Consider the following 18,117-nt stretch of genomic DNA (forward strand, 5'->3'; position numbering starts at 1 on the left):
GCTCCGCCCTCGGGCGGCGCGTGGTCGAGTTTCGAACCGCACAACTTGCTCGCCGTCGGCGGCATGGCGAAGGCCCGCACCCCGGGCGGGATGCGGGCCGGTGCAGGGCGGAGCTATGCCGGTTCGCGGGCCGGGAGGCAGTTGGCCAGACGCCGGGCGTCGTCGTCACCGAGGTACAGCGAGGTGCCGGCAGGGGTGACCGATCCGCTGGCGTGGAAGCCCACGGCCCTCACCGCCATGGGCAGCAGCCCTTCCGGGTCCAGGCCCAGCACCCGGGCCAGGATGCTGGCGTCCTCGCCCGCCAGGAGCACGCGGACCTCGGAACCGAAGCGTGTCACCGTCGTGTTGTCGAGGCCGGCGCGCGCCGCCGCGTTGGCCAGCGTGGTGACGGGATCGACTGGCGGCCCGGCCGGCCGGGTGCCGGTGAGGTGCTGGACCAGCCAGCGGGGGAGCGGGACGATCGGCCGGGCGAGCTGGACGACGTAGGTCTCGCCCGCCACGGTCGAGCCGGGGCCGACGACGTACCCGCCGCTGCGCTGGCCGGGGCCCCGGACGTCGATCGCGGGCCCGAGGGGCGAGCGCGGGCCGGAGGTGCTGGGGATGACGACGCCGGGCGGCGCCCACAGGTAGAGGTGCCAGCCGTGCGGAGTACGGATCAGCGCCGTGGCCGGCCACGGCTCGCCCGCCGCCCGGCACAGGCCCCGGAGCTGCTGTTCGCCCGCGTCGCCGTCGATGTCGAGCACGACCAGGCCGTGCACGCCGCTAGCGCGGCAGGCCACTCCGACGTTCGCGGCCTCGCTGGGCCAGGCGGCCCGTACGTGCTCGGGGTCGGCGCTGGCCTGCCGCTGCCAGCCCCGCTCGGGCACCCGGCCGCCGGGCGGCAGCGGGAAGACGGCCACCCCCCAGGTGGCCAGCTCGACTGCGGCCTCGACGCTCATGCGACGGTCACCTCCTGGTCCTCGTCGTCGTACTCGTAGCAGACGCACTCGCCGTACGGGTCGTCGCTGCCGCCGGCGCCGCACTCCGAGCAGGCGTTGGGGTCGTGGTCGTCGTCGCCGAACTCGCCGTGGCGCCACCCGGTGCAGCCGACCGAGCAGCCGCAGCCCGGGGAGCACTCGGGGCAGACCATCCCGACCGTCCAGCCACACGTCCGGCAGAGGACTTCGTTGCGGGGGTCGTCCAGTTCGGCGGCGGCCTCGCGGTAGGACAGCCCGGCGTACGCCATCCGTTCACGGATGGCCTTCTTGCGAGCGTGGTCGATGGGCATAGCTCAGCCTCCTCGGTGGCGCTGCGCGGGTCCGCGACCCCGGGCAGCGCAAGGCAGGCGTCGAGCTGGTGGCTTGGGGCGCGCGGTGCGGGGCACCTTGGCCGCCTCGGTCGCGGGGCCGGTCGCGGCCGGCCCGCATGGGCGGTTGGGCCAGCGCGGTGGCCCATCTCCTGCACTTTATCCCCCGCCAGGAAGAGCCGTGCGAGGAAGTGCGCTGGTGTCCAAATTCGTTGCCGGTGGGGCGGGTGGGGCGTCTACCGGGCGTTGTGGGCGTAGGCGGCCCCGAGGTCGAGCAGCGCTGTGTGCGCGTCCCGGGACCGCTCCCGGCCGGCCGCGAGCGCGGCCTCGGCTGCCTCGCTGAACCGGCGCTCGGTCGCCGGGCCGGTCTCGATGCCGGACAGCTCGATCGCGGACCAAGCGGCTTCCTCGGCTGCGGCGCGCAGGGCCGGGTCCTGGGTGGCCAGGATCAGGCGCCCCCTGGCCCGGGTCACCTCCGAGCGGGCCGCGTACCGGGCAGCCCGGTCCGAGGCGGTCTCCGTCTGCCCGTCCCGCAGGGCGGCGATCAGCAGCCAGTGCCGCTCGCGATAGACCAGCACCGCGTCCAGCAGCTCAGCCACACGGTCAGCCACGAGCTGCCGGTGGGCCCGCTGCCGCTCCGCGCGGCGGTCGGTCCACTGACTCAGGCTGGCCAGGGCCCCGCCCGCCAGCGTGCCCAGAACGGCGATCACGGTGGTCCACATGGGGGTCCTCCCTCGGATCAGGCCAGGGCGGCGACCACGGCCGCCACGGCGAGGATGCCGACAGCCAGGAGCGTGGCGTCGGTCGCGTGCTGGAGCAGCCGCATCTTCGTCAGGCAGATGCGGGACATCACCCGCAGGTGGGCCGCGCGGCGGTCCTCCGCGAGCACGGCAGTCACGGCCTGGTCGTCGGCCAGCGTCGCCCAGTGGACGAACGAGCCGCGGTCGGTGCCGTTGCCCAGGCGGGGCCGGGTCACCAGAACGGCCAGGACCGCCGCGACGACGGTCGCCACGGCGGCGGCGCCGGCGACGACGGCGGCCGGGGTGGACATGCCGTTGGCCATGGCCGCCAGCCCGGCGACCAGGATGCTGTCCAGGGTCAGCAGCAGGCCGGCCTTCGAGTCGGTCCGGGTCTGCTGGGTGAGCACCGTCGCGATGGCGGTGTCCAGGCTGTCGCCGGTGCTCGGGGTGGTGGTCACGAGATCGATCTCCTTTTCGTTCGGCTGGTCATCGTGTTCTGCCGGTCAACCTTCGATTCGTCACGTGACGAATCGCGATGCGGTACACGTTAGACCATGTGGTCTAGCTTGCGCAAGTAGGTTCACGGCGGACGCTATGGCATCACGTAGACCGCATGGTCTAAGATGGGCCGCATGGTAGAGACGACACCACAGACACCCGCCCAGCTCCGGGCGGCGGCCGAGGACGCCCTCCGGCCGCTGGGCCAGGAGCGCATCCGCCTGATCACGCGCCTGGAAGAGATCGACAAGGAGCTGAAGCCGTTGGTCGTGAAGGCGTTGGAGGCCGAGGTCTCCGAGCGCCGGATCGGCCAGCTCACCGCCCTCGCGCGGGGCACCGTCCGTACCTGGGGCGGCAAGACGGGGAAGGGGAGCGCGGCGTGAGCATCCTCGGAGAGATCACTGACGCCGACCGGCGCCGCTGGCAGCGCGAGAAGGCCAACCGCCTCATCGAGCTCCTGGCGGCCGGCGCCAACGCCGAACTGCCGCCGGTGACCTGGAGCGTCCCGGCGACCGGCGCGCTGTACGGCCAGGCGATGGACCCCGAACCCGCCGCGCGCCGGGTCGCGTTCGAGGCGTGGGCCACCTGGCTCGAAGGCCGCTACGGACACGAGGACCGCCTCACCGTCGAGCGCTGGCCCGAGCGGGAGCACAACGGCTACGTCCACCTGCACGTTGTGGTCGCGAAGGACATCGGGACGGGCCGCCCGCTGGTGGAGATCGTCGTCACCGCCGACGTCGCCACCGACGACGAGGATGCCTGACCCGCACCCGCGTGCCGACCGAGGCCCTGCCCGACCCGGGCGGGGCCTTCGTCGTCCTCCTGGTCGTGAAGGTCGGCCCCCGCGACCGGTCGCACCCGTCCCCGCGCGTGCGGCCCCGACCAGCCGTGATACGCGTGCGAAGTCTCGCACTCGTGCGAGAGGTGCACCGCCTCGCACCCACTCACCCGGCGGCCGGATGGGCACCCCGACGCGGCCCGAGGACTACGCGCGGCGGGGACGTGGTTCACGCGGCAGCGCGGTCGTTGACCCGGCCGGGGAGGACCTGGCGGTGAAGGCCGGCCCCCGCCGCCCGCTACGGCAGCCCAGCGGCGCCGCACGTCCGGACGGCGCGGCGGCCAGGGCAGGCCCCGCGAAGCGGGGTGCGCGCCTACCCCAGCCGACCACCGGCCGGACGTCCCCAGCGACGGTCATCCGTGCGCGGGGCGGCACCGGCAGCACGCCCGATCGTCTGTTCGGTTACCGGGACGGCCTTCCGGAGGGGACCCCCCTCCCCGTAGCCAGCCTGCCCTTGGCAGCCATTCGCGGCGGCCCGCACCCGGGCGACGGCCTGCCACGTAGGCCGCTCACCGTTTCCGTCCCACCCACCGGCCCGAACTCTCATCCTCCGTGCTGGGCCTGACCTGCTGTGATACGTGTGCGAGAGGTGCGAGAGGGGCGACGCGTCGCACGGGTGCGAGTAACCTGCCGCCGATGACGTGCGGCCCGCCGGGGGCCGCCAGGAGTACACGGAGGTGGGGCCCGATGGCGGCTCAGGTGATCGTGGTCGGGACGCTCAAGGGAGGTGTGGGCAAGACCCGGCTCGCGATGTTGATGGCGCTCTACCTCGCCGTCGTCCACGGCCGGACGGTGAAGGTGTTCGATGGCGACACCGTGAGCCAGACCGCCCACGACTGGCACCGCGACGCGAAGCGGATGGGCCGGGAGTGGCCCGCCGGCGTCGAAGTCGTCCGGCACCCCTTCCCCGACATCAACGAAGAGATCGAGGCTGCCCGCAGCGAGGTGGACCACGTGATTGGGGACATCGGCGGCGGCAACCCGACCGTGTTCTCCAGCGCGCTGGAGTGGGCGAACCTCCTGCTCACCCCGATTGGGGCGGATGAGTCGGAGATCCGCCGCCTGGGGCAGACCTGGCGCGAGGCCCGCACGGCGGCGGCCAACAGCGCGGTTGGCGGCTTCGACTCCTACGTCGTGCTGTCCCGGACCGACCACCGCACCCGGCAGCCGGCGGACGCCCGGGAGATCCTGACCTCGGGCGAGGGCGGCCACCCGGTCTACCCGCTGTGCGACACCGAGCTGCGCTACCGCGTCGGCTACTCCCGCGCGTTCGCCCGGGTCCCGGCCGACTTCCTCGACGTCCCCGCGCTCCTGGCGGAAGTCGGCGTCGCCGAGCTGCCGTCCGTCCCGGCCGGGAAGGCCGGCTGATGGCCGCCGCCAAGCCGGAACGGATGGCGCCGCCCCCGCCCGACGATGACGACGTCACCGAAGTCACCCCCGATGTCCTGGCCGCCCAGCGCCGGGCCGAGGCCGCCGCCGCCCGCCGGCGGCAGCGCGAAGCCGAGGCCAAGACGCGCCGGAGCTGGTACACGACGTCAGCCGCGGCCGACGCGTTCAGCGCGGCCGTGGACGACATCCACCACGCCACCCGGGTGCCCAAGCACGCGGTTGTCGCCGCGCTCCTGGAGGCGGCCGTCGAGCAGGCCGCCGCTGTCGAGAAACGCCTCGCACCCGTAGGAACCGTGGGACGCGTGCGACGCGTCCCACCCCCGACCACGACCCAGTGATACGCGTCGCACTCTAGAGGCGCCTCACGTGCGACACGTATCACCCCAGGTCCGGCGCCGGACACAACGAAGGCCCGCACCGTCCGGTGCGGGCCTCGGCTGTTGGGGCGCTGGGGCGCCCCCGGGTCAGCTCTTGTAGAAGTCGGCCGTCGCGGGCTTCACGGGCCACTTCGCATCTCCCTGGCGCGTCAGCGGATACCGCACGCTGAACAGCTCGGCCGACATCCTGATGTCGTTCACCTCGGCCACCACGGGCTTCTTGTCCACCTTGATCCGCGACGTGCGGATGACCCGTAGCAGGGGGACCCCGGGCGGCAGGAGCAGCGCCGCGACCTCGGCCGGGTTCGCGGTGACGGCGGTGATCTCCTCTTCCCAGACGATCGGCTGCCCGGTCCACTCCTCAATCCGGTCGTAGATCCCGCCCAGGCCGGTCTTCCCGGCGAGCACCGGCAGCGCTTCCACGACGTCGGGGTGCAGCCAGCTATCTGTGAGCTGGCGGTACTCCTGCACCCCCGGGTCGCCGTTCAGCCGCTTGCGGACCACCACCGGGGTGCCGGCGGGCACACCGAGCAGAGACGCGATGTCGGGCGGGACCGGCTCCGTGCTCACCTCGGTCTGCGTCCCAGGGACCAGCCGCCAGTGCTGCACGTTCGCCCCGGAGTAGTAGCCCAGGTTGTCCCGCTCCATGCCGCGAGAGCGGACAAGCCGCTCGGTCGGGCGCTTCCTCACCGTGGTCCCAGACCTCCCCCCTCGGTACTCAACGAGCCCTTCGGCCTTGAGCAGGTTGAGCGCCTGTCGCGCGGTCTGACGGGAGACTCCATGGGCCTCCACCAGCGCGTCCATCGTCGGCAGCCGGTCCCCTGGTCCCAGCTTGCCGGTCCGAATCCGTTCTCGCAGTTGCGCGGCGATCTCCTCCGCTGTCCCTGCCATCTCTGGCACCTCCTCTCTGTTCTGGTGCTCGGTACAACGGTAAGTGCTAGCAGCTACGAAAATAGGTGCTAGCAGGTAGCCCTTGACTCAGGCTCCCCCCCGAGACATCATCAGAGTACCCCGTTAGGTGCTAGCACCTAAAGAGGGAGTAGGGCCAGAGAGGCCCTATTTCGCCATGCCCGCTTCCAGAAATGGAGGTGGCCCCGGTGCAGCCACACCGAGGCCGTCGGGCCGTGAAACCTGAGAGGAAAACGACCCGTGAACGACGACGTTACCGCAGGCCAGGACCCGGCCGAACGGTTCGCGGCGGTTTTCGCCGCCCACCAGCCCCGCGTCCACTCCTTCATCCTCGCGAAGATCGGCGGCCGTGACTGGCACCTTGCCGAGGATCTGACCAGCGAGACGTTCCTGGAGCTGTACCGCAGCTACACCGCCCGGGGCCGGGCCCTGGACGACCGGGTGGTCGGCCTGCTGGCCACGATCGCCCGCCGGGTGATCGCCCACCACTTCCGGCTGGCCCGCAACACCCGCGAGGTGGCCGCCGACTTCACCGACTACGCGCAGGTCCGGCGCCTGCCGGTCTCCTACTCCGCCGAGGACTGGGCGGTCGAGAACCTGACCCGCGACGCGATGCTCGCGAACGCGCCGGTTCCGATGGCCGGCCCCTGGCAGTGCCAGGACTGCGACACCCACAACGACGAGACCGACGTCGAGTGCCTCGGCTGCTTCGTGCTCCGGCTGGAGGTGGCGGCGTAATGGCGCACCAGCACTCCTACGGCAGCCCCGACTCGAAGGGCATCTGCACCTGCTCGTGCGGCGCCTGGAAGCAGATCACCCCCACCGGGGGGCGGCGCTGATGGCGACGACGACCTCCCGCCCCGAGATGGTCACCGAGGCCCGCCAGGCGGCGGCCGTGCTGGTGGCCCGTCTGGACGCCGTGCACCCGGCCCTGTTCGGCCCGGCCGTCCTCCTCCTGGTCCTCATCCTCGCCGCCGTCGCGGCGGCGGCCGTCGTGCTCCTGGCCGCCGTCGTGGTGGCCGGGGCCGCCACCGGCGCGGTGCTGTGCCTGCGCCGGGCGCTGATCGCCGCCGCCGGGTTTGAGGGCCGCAAGAAGCACGAGATCGAGCCCGAGACCGCCGGGGGTGCCGAGTGAGCAGCTACCGCGAGGAACGCCGGAAGGACGACGCGCTCCGGGCTGAGCAGGCCCGAGAGGACAAGAGGCTGGCGCTCGAAGCGCAGCTCGCCATGCAGCGCGAACGGGCCGAGCAGCGCCGCCGCGACGAGGCCGCGAAGGCCGAGCAGCGCCGCAAGGACGAGCAGCGGGCCGACGCGCGCCGCCGCCAGGAGCAGGCGGAGAAGGAACGCGCCCGCGCTGAGCGCCGCGCGGCTCGGGCCGCGAAGCGCGCCCGGGTGCTGGGCTGGCTGCGGGCGAACCCGGCGGACCTGTTCGTCGGCTTCGTGATGGCGGCCTCCGTCGTCCCGGCCGTGCTCTCCCAGGTCGGTGCCCTCACCCACGCCGGGGTCCTGCTGGGCCTGGCGGTGCTGCTGGCTGCGATGGTCGAGGGCGGCGTCTGGGCGATCACCTTCATGGGGAAGAAGGCCGAGGACGCCGGGCAGCCCACGGGCAAGTTCCGGGCCGCCGGGTGGGCCACCGCGTTCGCCGCTGGCGGGATCAACCTGTGGCACTGGTCGGCCGAGGCGCCGCTGTGGGTGGCGCTGGTCTTCGGCGCCAGCTCGGTGTTCGCGTTCTTCGTCTGGGACCTGCGCACGCACGGCTCGGAGGGGCCGACGAAGGAGGAGCGGGCCGAGGCCCGCGCCCGCCGCCGGCACGCGAAGGACCGGCGCGCGCACCACAAGGGGATCGCGGAGGCGGCCGACCGGCTGATGTCGGCCGCGGCCTTCGGGGAGCTGACGGAGAGTGAGGCGTTCGCCGCCGCGTGGCGCATCCACTACGGCGCCGACCCGGGCATGACCCCGGCGCTGTACCGGACCGCGACGGCCGCCCGGCTGACGCTGGCCGAGGCGTTCGAGGACGCCTCGGAGTCCCGTGCGGAGATGGTCCGCGCGGGCCTGCTCGCCGGGCTCTACAACCCTGTTCCCCACACCCCCAGCGCGGGCATTCCCCGCCTCGGTCCCAGCACCGCGCTGGACGCTCTCCAGGCCCTCCCGCAGGGCGCCACAACCCAATTCCCGCTTGGGGAAGACGCCACCGCGCCCCGGGCCGTCAGCGGCCCGCACAGCGAGGCGGGGAACGGCGCCGGGGAGGCTGCCGAGGACGCCGGGAACGGCTCGGAAGACCGGGCCTGGGAACGGCACTTGCCCCGGGCTCGGGAGATCGCCGTCGAGCTGGTCGCGGCGGGCAAGACGATCTCCGCCACCGCCCTGGCGAAGCGGCTGGGCATCCGCCGGAAGGACGCCATCAAGGTCCGCGACGCCATCGTCGCGGAACGGATGGGCACCGTCCGTCCGCTACGGCTCGTGACCGGCGACGGCGACGACTCCCAGGCGGTGAGCGCCTGATGGCCGCCGAGAACAAGCCGACGAACTGGGCGCCGCCGCTGCTGATCGTGGCGGCCCCGGCCGGGACCTACACCTTCATCCGCCTCGGTCCCGAGCAGGGCTGGGCCACCTCGGGCCTGGCCGCCCTGGCGGTCCTGCTCCTGGTCCTGGCCCTCCCCGGGCTGCTGAAGGCCGGAGCGAAGGCCGGCCGCGCGAAGGCCGCGAAGAAGACGCCGCCTGCGAAGAAGTGACTCCCCTCCCCCGGCCCGCTTCCCCCGGCGGGCCGGCCCACGCCCCCTCGACCTTCGGACGGAGGACCCCATGTCCACCACGCACGACACTGACGAAGAGACCACGGTCGTCATCGGCCCGTGGCTGAGCCCGGAGAGCCACGAGCGGATCGCGGCCGACGCCCGCACCGCGGTGCACGCCACCGAGAACGGCATCGCGGACCTGACCACCGGCACCATCCGCCTGGACAAGCCCGAGCCCGCGGACGGCGGCCCGGCCGCCGTCGAGGGCGTCGTCGTCGAGCAGCTCGCGGACGACGACCCGCGCTGGCGGACCCTGCCGCTGCTGCCCGAGTCCCTGACCAACCCCGACGTCCGCCGGCACCGCGTCGAGGTCCTGCGCAACCGCGCCGGGTTCCACGCCATCCGCACCCCGGTCTACCTGTGGCGCGCGGCCCGGGTCACCGGCGTCGGCGCCCGGGTCGCCCTGCGCGACGTCTGGTCCTACCAGCAGGCGGGCGAGTACGGCGAGATGATCGACCAGGCCCGCCGCAAGGGCCTGGGTGACGACCACGTGGCCGCTCTGCGCAAGGAGCGGCGCGAGGTCGCCGCCGCCCGGCACCGCGAGCCGGCCACCGTGCTGTCCGCCTCGGCTTCGACGTCCTACGTCGCTGCCCTGGTCGCCATCGCCCAGGTGTGGGGCGTGGCCACCGCCGCCCCGGTGCTGCTGCCGCTGTTCCTGACCCTCTTCCTGCTCGGACGCCGGGAGATCCAGCGCCGCGCCGGCGACGGCCCGGTGCCCGGCATCGTGCTCGACTCCGCCCAGGCCGCCGCGCAGCTCCTCGAAGAGGGCGGCGCCCCGCTCACCGAGGCCCGGCTGCGCGAGGCGATCCACGCCACCAAGCTCGCGTCCCCGGCGGACGACATCTCCCTGGTCGGCCTGGTGAAGTCCTACCCGGCCACCGAGACCCGCCCGGCCGCGACCGAGGTCGTCGCAGACCTCCCCAAGGGCGCGGAGGCCAAGGAGCTGGCGAAGAAGAAGGGCGTCATCGCCTCCGCGCTGTCCATCGGCGCGGGCCAGATCGACCTGGAGTTCTTCGAGAAGAACGCCCGCCGGTTCAGCCTCTACATTTCCGACGACCTGCCCTTCACCGGCAGCGCCGTGGCGCCGGGCCCGCTTATGGAACTGGTCGAGCGGGGCGGCGAGTTCAGCATTTTCGACCGCATTCCGGTCGGGGTCTCGGTGCGCGGGGTGGACCAGTACATTCCCCGCCTGGTGGGCCGCTCCATGCTGCTGGGCGGCGAGCCCGAGGCCGGAAAGTCGGTGGCCGCGTTCTGCGTCCTCCTGGCCGCCGTCCTCGACCCCCTGGTGGGCCTGTGGCTGGTGGACGGCAAGGGCGTCGGCGGCAACCTCAAGCGGCTCGCGCACCTGGCCGAGCGGTACGACGACACCACCGACCCCGAGGTCTTCGAGGAGATCCTGGACGACCTCCGCGCCGAAATGCAGCGCCGTTACCGGCGGCTCAATTCCCTCGGTGAGGAGAAAGTCACGCCGGAACTCGTCGCGAAGCACCCGGACTTGTATCCGCTGCTGTTCTTCATCGATGAACTCAAGGAATACACCGCGAACTTCGATGAGAAGACCGCGAAGCGGCTGACGCAGAAGCTCATTTCGCTCGTCTCCCTCGCCCGGGGCGCCGGGATCATCACCGTCGCGTGCACGCAGAAGCCGAGCAGCGACGTGGTGAAGACCTCGCTGCGCGACCTGCTCGGGGTCAGGTGGGCGCTGCGCTGCGCCACCCCGCAGGCGTCCGACACGATCCTGCCCGGGAAGTCCGCGCAGGGCTTCGGCGGGCACCTGGTCAGCGCGCTCCAGCGCGGCGCCGGGTTCCTCGACGTCACGGGCCTGGACGCCGTGTTCCTGCGCTCCTACCTGTACGTCACCGCGCACATCGTGGCGATCGTCGAGCACGCCACCCGGCTGCGCGCGAAGGCCGGCACCCTGCCCGAGACCGAGGCCGAGACGGTCGAGGACCTGGGGCTGGTCGGCCTGCTCCTGGAGGTCTTCGAGCGGGCCGGGAACCCCGACCACCTCAAGACGGCCGAGGTCCTGGCGGGCCTGGCCCGGCTGGCGCCCGAGCCCTGGGCGGCCGTGGCTGACCTGGACGCCCGCACCGCCGGGCGGAAGCTGCGCGAGGCCCTGGCCGACGCCCTCCCCGCCGGCCGCGAGCTGGCCCCCGTCGAGCGCGGCTGGGGCCGCGGCTACCTCTTGGCCGACACCCGCGCCGCCGCCGGGATTGCCCCGGAATGACCACGCGATCCGCGATGCGACGCCACGCGATTCCGCAGGTCAGCGATGCGAGGGGTCACGCGACGGCCGCCCGTTCCACGGGATGCCGTCGCGTGACCGCCGCCCGGATCGCATGGGGCCTCGCGTCTCTGACCTGCACCGTCGCATCGCGTCGCGTCGCCTGTCGCGTAGCCCAAACCCCCGCAAACCCGACCACGGACCCGAGGTGACGACGATGACGCTCCCCGCTCCCCAGACCCCCGCCTACACGATCACCACCGCCGCCGGACCGGCCGTCGAGCGCACCGCCACGGTCGTCCAGTTCGTCGGCGGCCAGGCCCTCGCGCACCTGCCCGGCGCCGAGGTCGTCACGCTCCCGAACGGCGAGCGCGTGCTGGCCTACGTCTCCCGGCCGCCCGAACCGGCGCCCGCCGCCCAGCCGGTCCCGGCCTGGGCGAAGACCACGGCGCTCGTGATGGCCGCGACCGGGACCAGCGTCGGCGCCGGAGCGGCGGGCCTGTCCCTGCTGCTGCCCGCGCTCGCCGCCGCCGCCCCGGCCCTGCTGCTCGTCGGCTGCGCGATCGCGGCCGGCGGCGCCGGGGTCGCGGCCGTCGCCCGCTCCGCCCGCGCCGCCCTCGACGGCGCGGCCACCGGCTCCGGCGACGTCGCCACCGCCACGGCGACCGCCACGCAGAAGGCGGTCTTCGGCGGCCGTGCCACCGCGACGGCCACCGTCACCGTCCGGAAGTGAGGCCAGCATGACCGCGATCCGCTTCACCGGCCCCGTCGAGCTCGACGGCCAGGTGCTCCGGTGCCCCGGCCGCGGGCCGGGCGACGTCCCCCGCCAGCTCACCTTCCTGGCGACCGGCCCGATGGTCTCCGCGAGCTGCGGGCAGAAGCACCGCGGCGCCAACGGCGGCCGGAAGGCCGGCTGCTTCTGGACCGTCGAAGGCGTCACCCCCGCCGCTCTCCAGGCGCTCGCCCAGGCCAAGCCCGGCCGCATCCGCGCGACCCTCCCCGGCGGCCGGGTCCTCACCGCCCGCATCACCTCAGTGGACCCCACCGCCGGGAAGGGCGGGAAGGCCGGCCCCGCCCCGGCCGCCGCCGCCCACGGCGAGAAGATCCGGGGCGGCAAGGACGCCAAGCCCGCCCCCCACGCCGCCCGCAACACCAGCGGCGGCGGCACCGCGAAGGCCGCCTTCCTCGCCGTGGCGGCCGTCGCCAACGCGGTCGGCCAGACCGCCCAGGCCGCCGGGACCACCGTCTCCTCCACGGCCGGGATGGTCGGCAAGGTGGCCGACGTCGGGCGCGAGGGCCTGGGCGTCGTCCGCGACGGCATCAAGGCCGTGGACAACACCAACGCCCGCCGCTTCGCCCAGCGGAACACCGAGACCGCCGGCGGTGACGAGTGAGCGCGCTGCCGACCTACCGCCCGCGTCTCGCGCCGGATGGCCTGATGACCCGCCGCCAGCTCCGGGCGGCGGGCCTGCGGCCGAACGGCCACCCGCCGGTCGCCCGGATCGTCTGGACCCGCTCGAAGCGGTGGGCCGACCTGTTCGACGTCAGCAAGGCCGCGCCCATCCGGCCGATGACGGACGGCCGCCGCCGCACCCTCGACGCGATGATGCGCGCCCGCCGCACCTGCCCCGACTGCGGCCTGGACCGCGGGTACTGCCTGCCACGCCGCTACGGCTGCTGCCCGTACTGCGCGGGGGTGATGGCATGACCGCCGCCCCGCGCGTCTGGCCCCCGGCCCTGGACTGGTCGGACAGCTCCCACTGGAACCCGGCCGGGCTCGACGACTGCGTGCTGTGCGAGGGGCTGACGCCCCTGCTCTCCGAGCGCGGCGAGCCGTGCCACAAGACGTGCGCCGAGGACTGGTACGCCGAACACCCCGACGCCTGGGAGCTGTTCGAGCGCCGCCGGGACCAGGCGAAGAAGCAGCGGACCGCCGACCGCCGCGAGAGTGCCGGCACCCGCCGCACCACCCCCGACCGCGTACACGCTGAGACCCTGCCGAACGCAGCCTGACCACGACGAAGGCCCGCACTCCCGGTGCGGGCCTCTCTCCGGACCGACAAGTCACACAAGCCACTTGGGCGGGTCGGTGCACACCGGCCCCACGGGATAGGGCAAGATCAACCCCACAAAAGAACGTGGGGCGCCCGGACGGCAATCCGGAACGCCCCGCGTGAGCCCTTAACCAAGTTCGCTTAGCCGGCAGAACTAAGGACCCAACGCTTTGAGCAGCGTACCCGGAGCTTCGGCTCCCGCACCACATGACCTGGCCAACGGGCCGGTCACACCCCTCTTCGGACGCGCCGCCGCCGGCCCCGCCGCCCAGGATTCGTCACGTGACGAAACCGGGTTCGGGACCGGCCGCAGCACGCCCGGCACCCCCCGCGCCCGCCGCGCCGCCCGCCACCGCGACCAGGTGGCCGCGGCCGTGCAGACCACGCTCCGCCTCGCGCAGCTCCGGGACGACTGGGACGACGCCACCCCCGCCGGCGGCGAGGATCTGGAGCTGACCGACGCTCAGCGGCAGGCCGCCCACGAGGCGTTCCGCGCCCGTCTGCGGGCCGCGAAATCCTCCCGGGCACGCGGCGCCGCCCACGCCGCCGCCACCCGTCAGACGGCCGCCAGCGGCCCCCTGAGCCCCGTTCCGGCCGCCGCTGCGGACACGACCTCGCCCCCTACGGCGGGCCGCCTGGGAACCGAAAGAACAACGTTGGCCCCCCCGGTCACAGAAACCTCAACTGACCTGGGGAAACAGCCCGATCCCGGTGATCGCTACGAACGCCGCAACAACCGGGCCCAGGCCCGGATGCGGCAGCTCGACAACGCACGGGCCGTCAGCAGCCTGCCCTCGCTCATCCGTTGCGGCGCCGAGGCCCTGGGCGGCGCCGTGGACATCACCGAGAAGGGCGACGGGCACGGCGGCTTCGCCGGCCTGTTCAGGTGCGGCAGCGTGTGGGCCTGCCCCGAGTGCTCCCCGGTCGTGCGCGCGGACCGCGCCGCCGGCATCGAGACCGCCGCCGCGACCTGGGTCGAGCACGGACACGGCCTGGCCATGGCCACGCTGACGTCCCGCCACGGCCAGTACGCCCGCCTCGACACCCGCGCGCGGATGGCCCGCAAGGGCGAGGCCCTGCGCGACCGCACCGGCACGATCGTGGGCACGGCCCGCGGCGGCGAGGTCGTCCGCGACGCCAAGGGCGAAGTCGTCCGCGACGTCGGCCAGTTGGAGGCCACCGCCGGCGCCTGGCGGCGGATGCTGACCAGCACCTGGTGGCGCAACCTCTCCCGCCGCTACGGCCTGGTCGGCGCGACCCGCGCCATCGAGGTCACCCATTCGTGGGCAAATTCGTGGCACACGCACGTTCACGCGGTCTTGTGGTTCGAGGAGCCGGTGCCCGACCACATCGCCCGCGTCATCGAGGGCGAGATGTACAAGCGCTGGGAAGCCGAGTGCCGCCACGCCAAGCTCGGGCGGCCGACCCGCAGGCACGGCGTGAAGGTGGACCCGGCCCGCCGCGGAGCCGAAGGCGCCGCCGACATCGCCCGCTACCTGGTGAAAGTCCAGGACAAGGACCGCGACACCGCGCCCACCGACGCCCTCCCGAACGAGCTGCGCCGCACCACCGCCGACCAGGCCGAACGCCTGGCCGCCGCCCGCGCCCGCAGCGCCGCCGCCCGCGCCGAGGTCAACCGCGCCGCCGCCGCGGCCGACGCCGCCCGCGAGGCCGGGGACACCACCGCCGCCGCCCGCGCCGAGGTCGCCCGCGCCCGCGCCCGCCGCGCCGGGGCCGCCATCGACGCCGAGATCGCGGACCTGCGCGAGCGAACGGGCGAGGCCAAGGCCGCCCGCGCGCTCGGCAACGAGCTGCTGCGCGGAGACCTCAAGGCCGCCCGCCACACCAGCCGCACCCCCGGCGAACTCCTCCAGGCCGCGCTCGACGCGACCACCACCGAACGCCGGCGCCTGGCCGCCGCCCGCGCCGCCGCCAAGGCCGCCCGCGCCGACGACGCCGCCGCCCGCGAGGCCGGGGACGCCACGGCCGCCGCCCGCGCGGCCGAGGCCCTGGCCACCGCCGACACCGACGCCGCCGCCGCCCGCACCGACATCGCCGGGCAGGACGACGTGCGGCTGTGGCGCGAGTACGAGCGCGGCACCAAGGGCCACCGGATGCTCACCTGGTCCGGCGCCATCAAGGACCGCCTGGCCGCCTACGGCGTCAACGTCTCCGAGCCCGACCCGCAGCTCGTCGTCGCCGAGGACGACGCCCGCAACACGGTCGGCGTCCTGGTCCAGGTCCGCCCCGAGCCGTTCCAGGAGACCGTCGCGGCCGTGCCCGGCCGGCGCGGGCAGCTCCGCTTCGCGGTCAAGACCGCCACCGACACCGCGAAGAAGGCGGGCCTGGCCACCACCCCCGCCGCCCGCGAGACGGTCATCGAGCTGCTGGAGTCCTGGGGCCTGCGCCACGGCCTGGACTTCTGGGTCCCCGGCGACACCCGCTACGACCCCGACACCAGCGAGGCCCTGCACGCCCCGCAGGAACCCCTCGCGCCGCCGCCGCCCCGGCCGCCGCGCGAGGACCGCACCTGGCAGTCCGTGGACGACCTCGACGCCGGAACCCACCTCCTGGGCATCCGGCCCCAGGACGCCGTGCGCCCGCAGATGGCCGCACGCCGCGCCGCCGGCCTGCCCGTCGCCCGCGACATCACCACCGCCACCGACCCGCGCACAGCCACCGACGACCGCCCCCTGTGCACCGTCTGCGCCGAACCCGTCAGCCCCTCCATCGGCACCCGGCACGTCCTGTGCTGACCCGCAGCCTGTCGGAGCAAGTTAGTGCGTAACCACACGTTACGCAGCGGCCTCGCCCGCTGAGCTGGGCGGCTGGCAGGCTGGTCCGGGCACGGACCAGCGGCAGGGGAGGGGCAGCGTGGCGGCTGATCGGAACGGGCCTCTGCGGAACGGGCGCCGGGGCCGCCGCGACGACGAGCCCCGCGCCCGCCGGCTGAACCTGACGCTCGGGGACGACGAGCACCAGGCGCTCGTCGCCGCCGCGGCCGAGGCCGGGCTGTCGGTCGGCGCGTACGCCGCGCAGGCCGCCGTCGCCGTCGCCCGCAACCAGATCACCCCCGCGCCGAACGACGAGCGCGAGCGCCTGGTCGAGCTGGCCAACGCCCGGGTCGAGCTGAGGAGGATCGGCACGAACCTCAACCAGCTCGCGGCGCGGGCGAACGCCGGCGCGCCCGTCCCGGCCGCGCAGCTCGACGCCGTGCTCGCCCGGGTCGAGCGCGCGGTGATCCGGGTGGACGACGCCTCGCTCGCCGCGATGGAGGTGCTGGGGCGTCGTCGGCGGCGCCGCTCCCAGTCGCCGGCCGCCCCACCCTCCACCCCGGCGTGACCCGACACCACAGGCCCACAAAGGGGTGTCAGCGTTCCGGAACGGCGCTGGTCTAGCCGCTGACCAGGGCGGATACGGCCCGCCATCGAGGCCCTGGCGGACGTGGTTCCGGACGTGGAAACGGACGTGGTTCCGGACGTGCTGGTCAACCTCTCCGGGGAGGGCTTGACCACTGCGGCCCGGCGGCTGCTGGGGGCCTTCGCCGGCCCCCAGACCCCCGCTCCCACGGCACTGCCCGGCGCGGACCGGCATCGCCGGGGTCGGCCGCCGTTCGCGCCGGACAGCACCGCGGCCCGGGTCGCCGCCTGCCGCTCGCCCGGCGCGCGGGCTCCATCCCGGCCTGGACCGTCACCGCCCGGCCGCGTGCACCAGGTCCTCGACGTCCACCGGCCCGCACCCCCCGGATTCCACGCCAGATCCCGTTCGTCCCCTCCCGCCATCTCACCAGCCATCGACCGCCCCGGCCTGCCTCGCTCGACTGTCCCGAGACCACACCCACGCTGAGGGACGAGGTGAGGGTGTGGTCTCGGGACAGTCGGGCGGAAACCCGCAGGCCGGGGCGGGGGAAAGTGATCCCTGGGGATCACCCCGGGAGCACCCTGGGAGCGGGCAGGGAACACCCTCGGGGCCGCTGCCGAAGGCCCGGCCGACCGGGCACCGGGCGGCGAGCACCAGGTCCTCGCGCACGCTGCGGCCGGGCCGGGGAGGTCCCGCCCCAGGTCCCCCTGCAAGTCCCGCGCCAGGTCCCGCCCGAGGTCCTGCTGCAAGTCCCGCCCCAGGTCCTCTCGACCCCGTGCCGCCCGGCCGGGCGGCAGGCGCTCTGACCTGGGCTGGCAAGGGGGCGGTGCGGGCCTGCGACGGCGCCGACTACTTCCGCACGGGACCCTCCGCCGTGCCATCGGCGCCCGCCAGGAGCACCGCGACGTCTGCGGCGGTCCAAGATCCGTATCGGTAGATACCTTGGTTCTTCCGGGCTGATGATCTTGCTCGGTGGCCGGAGTGCAAACGGTGTGCGCGGACGGATCACTCGGCTGCGTCGTCGGTGTGGTGGTCACGTTCGGTGCCGTCTCGTCGTAATGCATGGGTGTGCTGGATCGGCAGTTTCATCACGCTGAGTGAGCTGAGGACGCGCATCGGATCGCGGGCGGTCCTGGATTCATCACGTGACGAATCGCGATACGGTGCCCGGGTGAGTGACGAGCTGCTGGAGCTGAATGCGACGGGCGTGACGCCTCGCCCCTGGGGCCGCGAGACCGGCGACCCACGCCTGCCGCTGCGGTGCGACTGGTGCGGGCACCCGTTCGCGCCGCCGAAGCCCACGGGCAGGAAGCCGCGGTACTGCCGCCAGTCCTGCCGGCAGCGCGCGTACGAGGCGAGGGAGACCCGCCGCGCGGTCAGCGCGGCCGTGACGCAGACCCTCGCCCACCTCCCCGCGAACCGAGATTCGTCACGTGACAGATCGCGGGGGCGACTGGACGGTGCGGAGTCCCCGACCCTGCCCGGCCTGGAGCAGCCGGAGAGCTGACGGCCGCCCCCGGCCCGCCGTGGAAGCTCCCCAGCCCTCGGGGGAGCTTCCAACGGGATAACTTGCTCCGCCCTCGGGCGGCGCGTGGTCGAGTTTCGAACCGCACAACTTGCTCGCCGTCGGCGGCATGGCGAAGGCCCG

General features: G+C 74.1%; 21 protein-coding genes. 16 read left to right on the forward strand and 5 right to left on the reverse strand.

Annotated features, from left to right (window positions below):
• Window positions 1-113: 113 nt before the first annotated feature.
• The 4 genes from ACSNOC_RS22875 to ACSNOC_RS22890 all read right to left on the reverse strand — a co-directional run bounded on the left by ACSNOC_RS22875 (window position 114) and on the right by ACSNOC_RS22890 (window position 2,483).
• Window positions 114-938: a bifunctional DNA primase/polymerase gene (locus ACSNOC_RS22875; protein ID WP_436749428.1), complete on the reverse strand. Its 825-nt coding sequence runs from the start codon at window positions 936-938 to the stop codon at window positions 114-116.
• Window positions 935-1,267 (reverse strand): hypothetical protein, encoded by a 333-nt coding sequence (locus tag ACSNOC_RS22880; RefSeq protein WP_436749429.1) that lies wholly within the window; start codon window positions 1,265-1,267, stop codon window positions 935-937. Before ACSNOC_RS22880 ends, ACSNOC_RS22875 begins: the two co-directional genes overlap by 4 nt.
• Before the next feature lie 254 nt (window positions 1,268-1,521).
• A complete protein-coding gene (locus tag ACSNOC_RS22885) occupies window positions 1,522-2,007 on the reverse strand; it encodes a hypothetical protein (RefSeq protein WP_436749430.1) in 486 nt (161 codons plus the stop codon).
• Between the two features lie 17 nt (window positions 2,008-2,024).
• Window positions 2,025-2,483, reverse strand: a complete 459-nt coding sequence (locus ACSNOC_RS22890; RefSeq protein ID WP_436749431.1) for a Pycsar system effector family protein — start codon at window positions 2,481-2,483, stop codon at window positions 2,025-2,027.
• A gap of 174 nt (window positions 2,484-2,657) precedes the next feature.
• On the opposite strand from ACSNOC_RS22890, the gene ACSNOC_RS22895 reads away from it, so the two are divergent.
• The 4 genes from ACSNOC_RS22895 to ACSNOC_RS22910 all read left to right on the forward strand — a co-directional run bounded on the left by ACSNOC_RS22895 (window position 2,658) and on the right by ACSNOC_RS22910 (window position 5,088).
• A complete protein-coding gene (locus tag ACSNOC_RS22895) occupies window positions 2,658-2,906 on the forward strand; it encodes a hypothetical protein (protein WP_436749432.1) in 249 nt (82 codons plus the stop codon).
• On the forward strand, window positions 2,903-3,286 hold the full coding sequence (locus ACSNOC_RS22900) for a hypothetical protein (protein WP_436749433.1): 384 nt from the start codon (window positions 2,903-2,905) through the stop codon (window positions 3,284-3,286). Before ACSNOC_RS22895 ends, ACSNOC_RS22900 begins: the two co-directional genes overlap by 4 nt.
• A gap of 762 nt (window positions 3,287-4,048) precedes the next feature.
• Complete coding sequence (locus tag ACSNOC_RS22905) at window positions 4,049-4,729, forward strand: ParA family protein (protein WP_436749434.1); 681 nt, start codon at window positions 4,049-4,051, stop codon at window positions 4,727-4,729.
• Complete coding sequence (locus tag ACSNOC_RS22910; protein ID WP_436749435.1) at window positions 4,729-5,088, forward strand: hypothetical protein; 360 nt, start codon at window positions 4,729-4,731, stop codon at window positions 5,086-5,088. Before ACSNOC_RS22905 ends, ACSNOC_RS22910 begins: the two co-directional genes overlap by 1 nt.
• 126 nt (window positions 5,089-5,214) lie before the next feature.
• On the opposite strand, the gene ACSNOC_RS22915 is transcribed toward ACSNOC_RS22910, so the two are convergent.
• Complete coding sequence (locus ACSNOC_RS22915) at window positions 5,215-6,018, reverse strand: GntR family transcriptional regulator (RefSeq protein WP_436749436.1); 804 nt, start codon at window positions 6,016-6,018, stop codon at window positions 5,215-5,217.
• A gap of 258 nt (window positions 6,019-6,276) precedes the next feature.
• Here ACSNOC_RS22915 and ACSNOC_RS22920 point away from each other — a divergent pair, with 258 nt between their 5' ends.
• From ACSNOC_RS22920 to ACSNOC_RS22975, 12 genes are all read left to right on the forward strand, one after another.
• A complete protein-coding gene (locus tag ACSNOC_RS22920) occupies window positions 6,277-6,774 on the forward strand; it encodes an RNA polymerase sigma factor (protein ID WP_436749437.1) in 498 nt (165 codons plus the stop codon).
• A 100-nt stretch (window positions 6,775-6,874) separates the two neighbouring features.
• Window positions 6,875-7,171 (forward strand): hypothetical protein, encoded by a 297-nt coding sequence (locus tag ACSNOC_RS22925; RefSeq protein WP_436749438.1) that lies wholly within the window; start codon window positions 6,875-6,877, stop codon window positions 7,169-7,171.
• Window positions 7,168-8,538, forward strand: coding sequence for a DUF2637 domain-containing protein (locus ACSNOC_RS22930; protein ID WP_436749439.1), 1,371 nt, complete (start codon window positions 7,168-7,170; stop codon window positions 8,536-8,538). The genes ACSNOC_RS22925 and ACSNOC_RS22930 overlap by 4 nt, the downstream gene beginning before the upstream one ends.
• Window positions 8,538-8,768 (forward strand): hypothetical protein, encoded by a 231-nt coding sequence (locus ACSNOC_RS22935; protein ID WP_436749440.1) that lies wholly within the window; start codon window positions 8,538-8,540, stop codon window positions 8,766-8,768. The genes ACSNOC_RS22930 and ACSNOC_RS22935 overlap by 1 nt, the downstream gene beginning before the upstream one ends.
• 70 nt (window positions 8,769-8,838) lie before the next feature.
• On the forward strand, window positions 8,839-11,058 hold the full coding sequence (locus ACSNOC_RS22940) for an FtsK/SpoIIIE domain-containing protein (RefSeq protein ID WP_436749441.1): 2,220 nt from the start codon (window positions 8,839-8,841) through the stop codon (window positions 11,056-11,058).
• 214 nt (window positions 11,059-11,272) lie between these two features.
• Window positions 11,273-11,788 (forward strand): hypothetical protein, encoded by a 516-nt coding sequence (locus ACSNOC_RS22945; RefSeq protein WP_436749442.1) that lies wholly within the window; start codon window positions 11,273-11,275, stop codon window positions 11,786-11,788.
• Window positions 11,789-11,795: 7 nt separating this feature from the next.
• Window positions 11,796-12,449 (forward strand): hypothetical protein, encoded by a 654-nt coding sequence (locus ACSNOC_RS22950; RefSeq protein ID WP_436749443.1) that lies wholly within the window; start codon window positions 11,796-11,798, stop codon window positions 12,447-12,449.
• A complete protein-coding gene (locus tag ACSNOC_RS22955) occupies window positions 12,446-12,763 on the forward strand; it encodes an RRQRL motif-containing zinc-binding protein (RefSeq protein WP_436749444.1) in 318 nt (105 codons plus the stop codon). The genes ACSNOC_RS22950 and ACSNOC_RS22955 overlap by 4 nt, the downstream gene beginning before the upstream one ends.
• Window positions 12,760-13,068: a hypothetical protein gene (locus ACSNOC_RS22960; RefSeq protein WP_436749445.1), complete on the forward strand. Its 309-nt coding sequence runs from the start codon at window positions 12,760-12,762 to the stop codon at window positions 13,066-13,068. The genes ACSNOC_RS22955 and ACSNOC_RS22960 overlap by 4 nt, the downstream gene beginning before the upstream one ends.
• Before the next feature lie 211 nt (window positions 13,069-13,279).
• Window positions 13,280-15,865 (forward strand): hypothetical protein, encoded by a 2,586-nt coding sequence (locus tag ACSNOC_RS22965; RefSeq protein ID WP_436749446.1) that lies wholly within the window; start codon window positions 13,280-13,282, stop codon window positions 15,863-15,865.
• 118 nt (window positions 15,866-15,983) lie between these two features.
• On the forward strand, window positions 15,984-16,451 hold the full coding sequence (locus tag ACSNOC_RS22970) for a plasmid mobilization protein (protein WP_436749447.1): 468 nt from the start codon (window positions 15,984-15,986) through the stop codon (window positions 16,449-16,451).
• Window positions 16,452-17,640: 1,189 nt separating this feature from the next.
• Window positions 17,641-17,976, forward strand: coding sequence for a hypothetical protein (locus ACSNOC_RS22975; protein ID WP_436749448.1), 336 nt, complete (start codon window positions 17,641-17,643; stop codon window positions 17,974-17,976).
• Window positions 17,977-18,117 lie beyond the last annotated feature (141 nt).

The sequence above is a fragment of the Streptomyces sp. URMC 129 genome (assembly GCF_051386415.1).
GTDB lineage: Bacteria > Actinomycetota > Actinomycetes > Streptomycetales > Streptomycetaceae > Streptomyces.

Coding starts and splice junctions, on each gene's coding strand:
- ACSNOC_RS22875 (WP_436749428.1), bottom strand. CDS start 938: ATGAGCGTCGAGGCCGCAGTCGAGCTGGCCACCTGGGGGGTGGCCGTC.
- ACSNOC_RS22880 (WP_436749429.1), bottom strand. CDS start 1,267: ATGCCCATCGACCACGCTCGCAAGAAGGCCATCCGTGAACGGATGGCG.
- ACSNOC_RS22885 (WP_436749430.1), bottom strand. CDS start 2,007: ATGTGGACCACCGTGATCGCCGTTCTGGGCACGCTGGCGGGCGGGGCC.
- ACSNOC_RS22895 (WP_436749432.1), top strand. CDS start 2,658: ATGGTAGAGACGACACCACAGACACCCGCCCAGCTCCGGGCGGCGGCC.
- ACSNOC_RS22905 (WP_436749434.1), top strand. CDS start 4,049: ATGGCGGCTCAGGTGATCGTGGTCGGGACGCTCAAGGGAGGTGTGGGC.
- ACSNOC_RS22910 (WP_436749435.1), top strand. CDS start 4,729: ATGGCCGCCGCCAAGCCGGAACGGATGGCGCCGCCCCCGCCCGACGAT.
- ACSNOC_RS22915 (WP_436749436.1), bottom strand. CDS start 6,018: ATGGCAGGGACAGCGGAGGAGATCGCCGCGCAACTGCGAGAACGGATT.
- ACSNOC_RS22925 (WP_436749438.1), top strand. CDS start 6,875: ATGGCGACGACGACCTCCCGCCCCGAGATGGTCACCGAGGCCCGCCAG.
- ACSNOC_RS22935 (WP_436749440.1), top strand. CDS start 8,538: ATGGCCGCCGAGAACAAGCCGACGAACTGGGCGCCGCCGCTGCTGATC.
- ACSNOC_RS22940 (WP_436749441.1), top strand. CDS start 8,839: ATGTCCACCACGCACGACACTGACGAAGAGACCACGGTCGTCATCGGC.
- ACSNOC_RS22945 (WP_436749442.1), top strand. CDS start 11,273: ATGACGCTCCCCGCTCCCCAGACCCCCGCCTACACGATCACCACCGCC.
- ACSNOC_RS22950 (WP_436749443.1), top strand. CDS start 11,796: ATGACCGCGATCCGCTTCACCGGCCCCGTCGAGCTCGACGGCCAGGTG.
- ACSNOC_RS22960 (WP_436749445.1), top strand. CDS start 12,760: ATGACCGCCGCCCCGCGCGTCTGGCCCCCGGCCCTGGACTGGTCGGAC.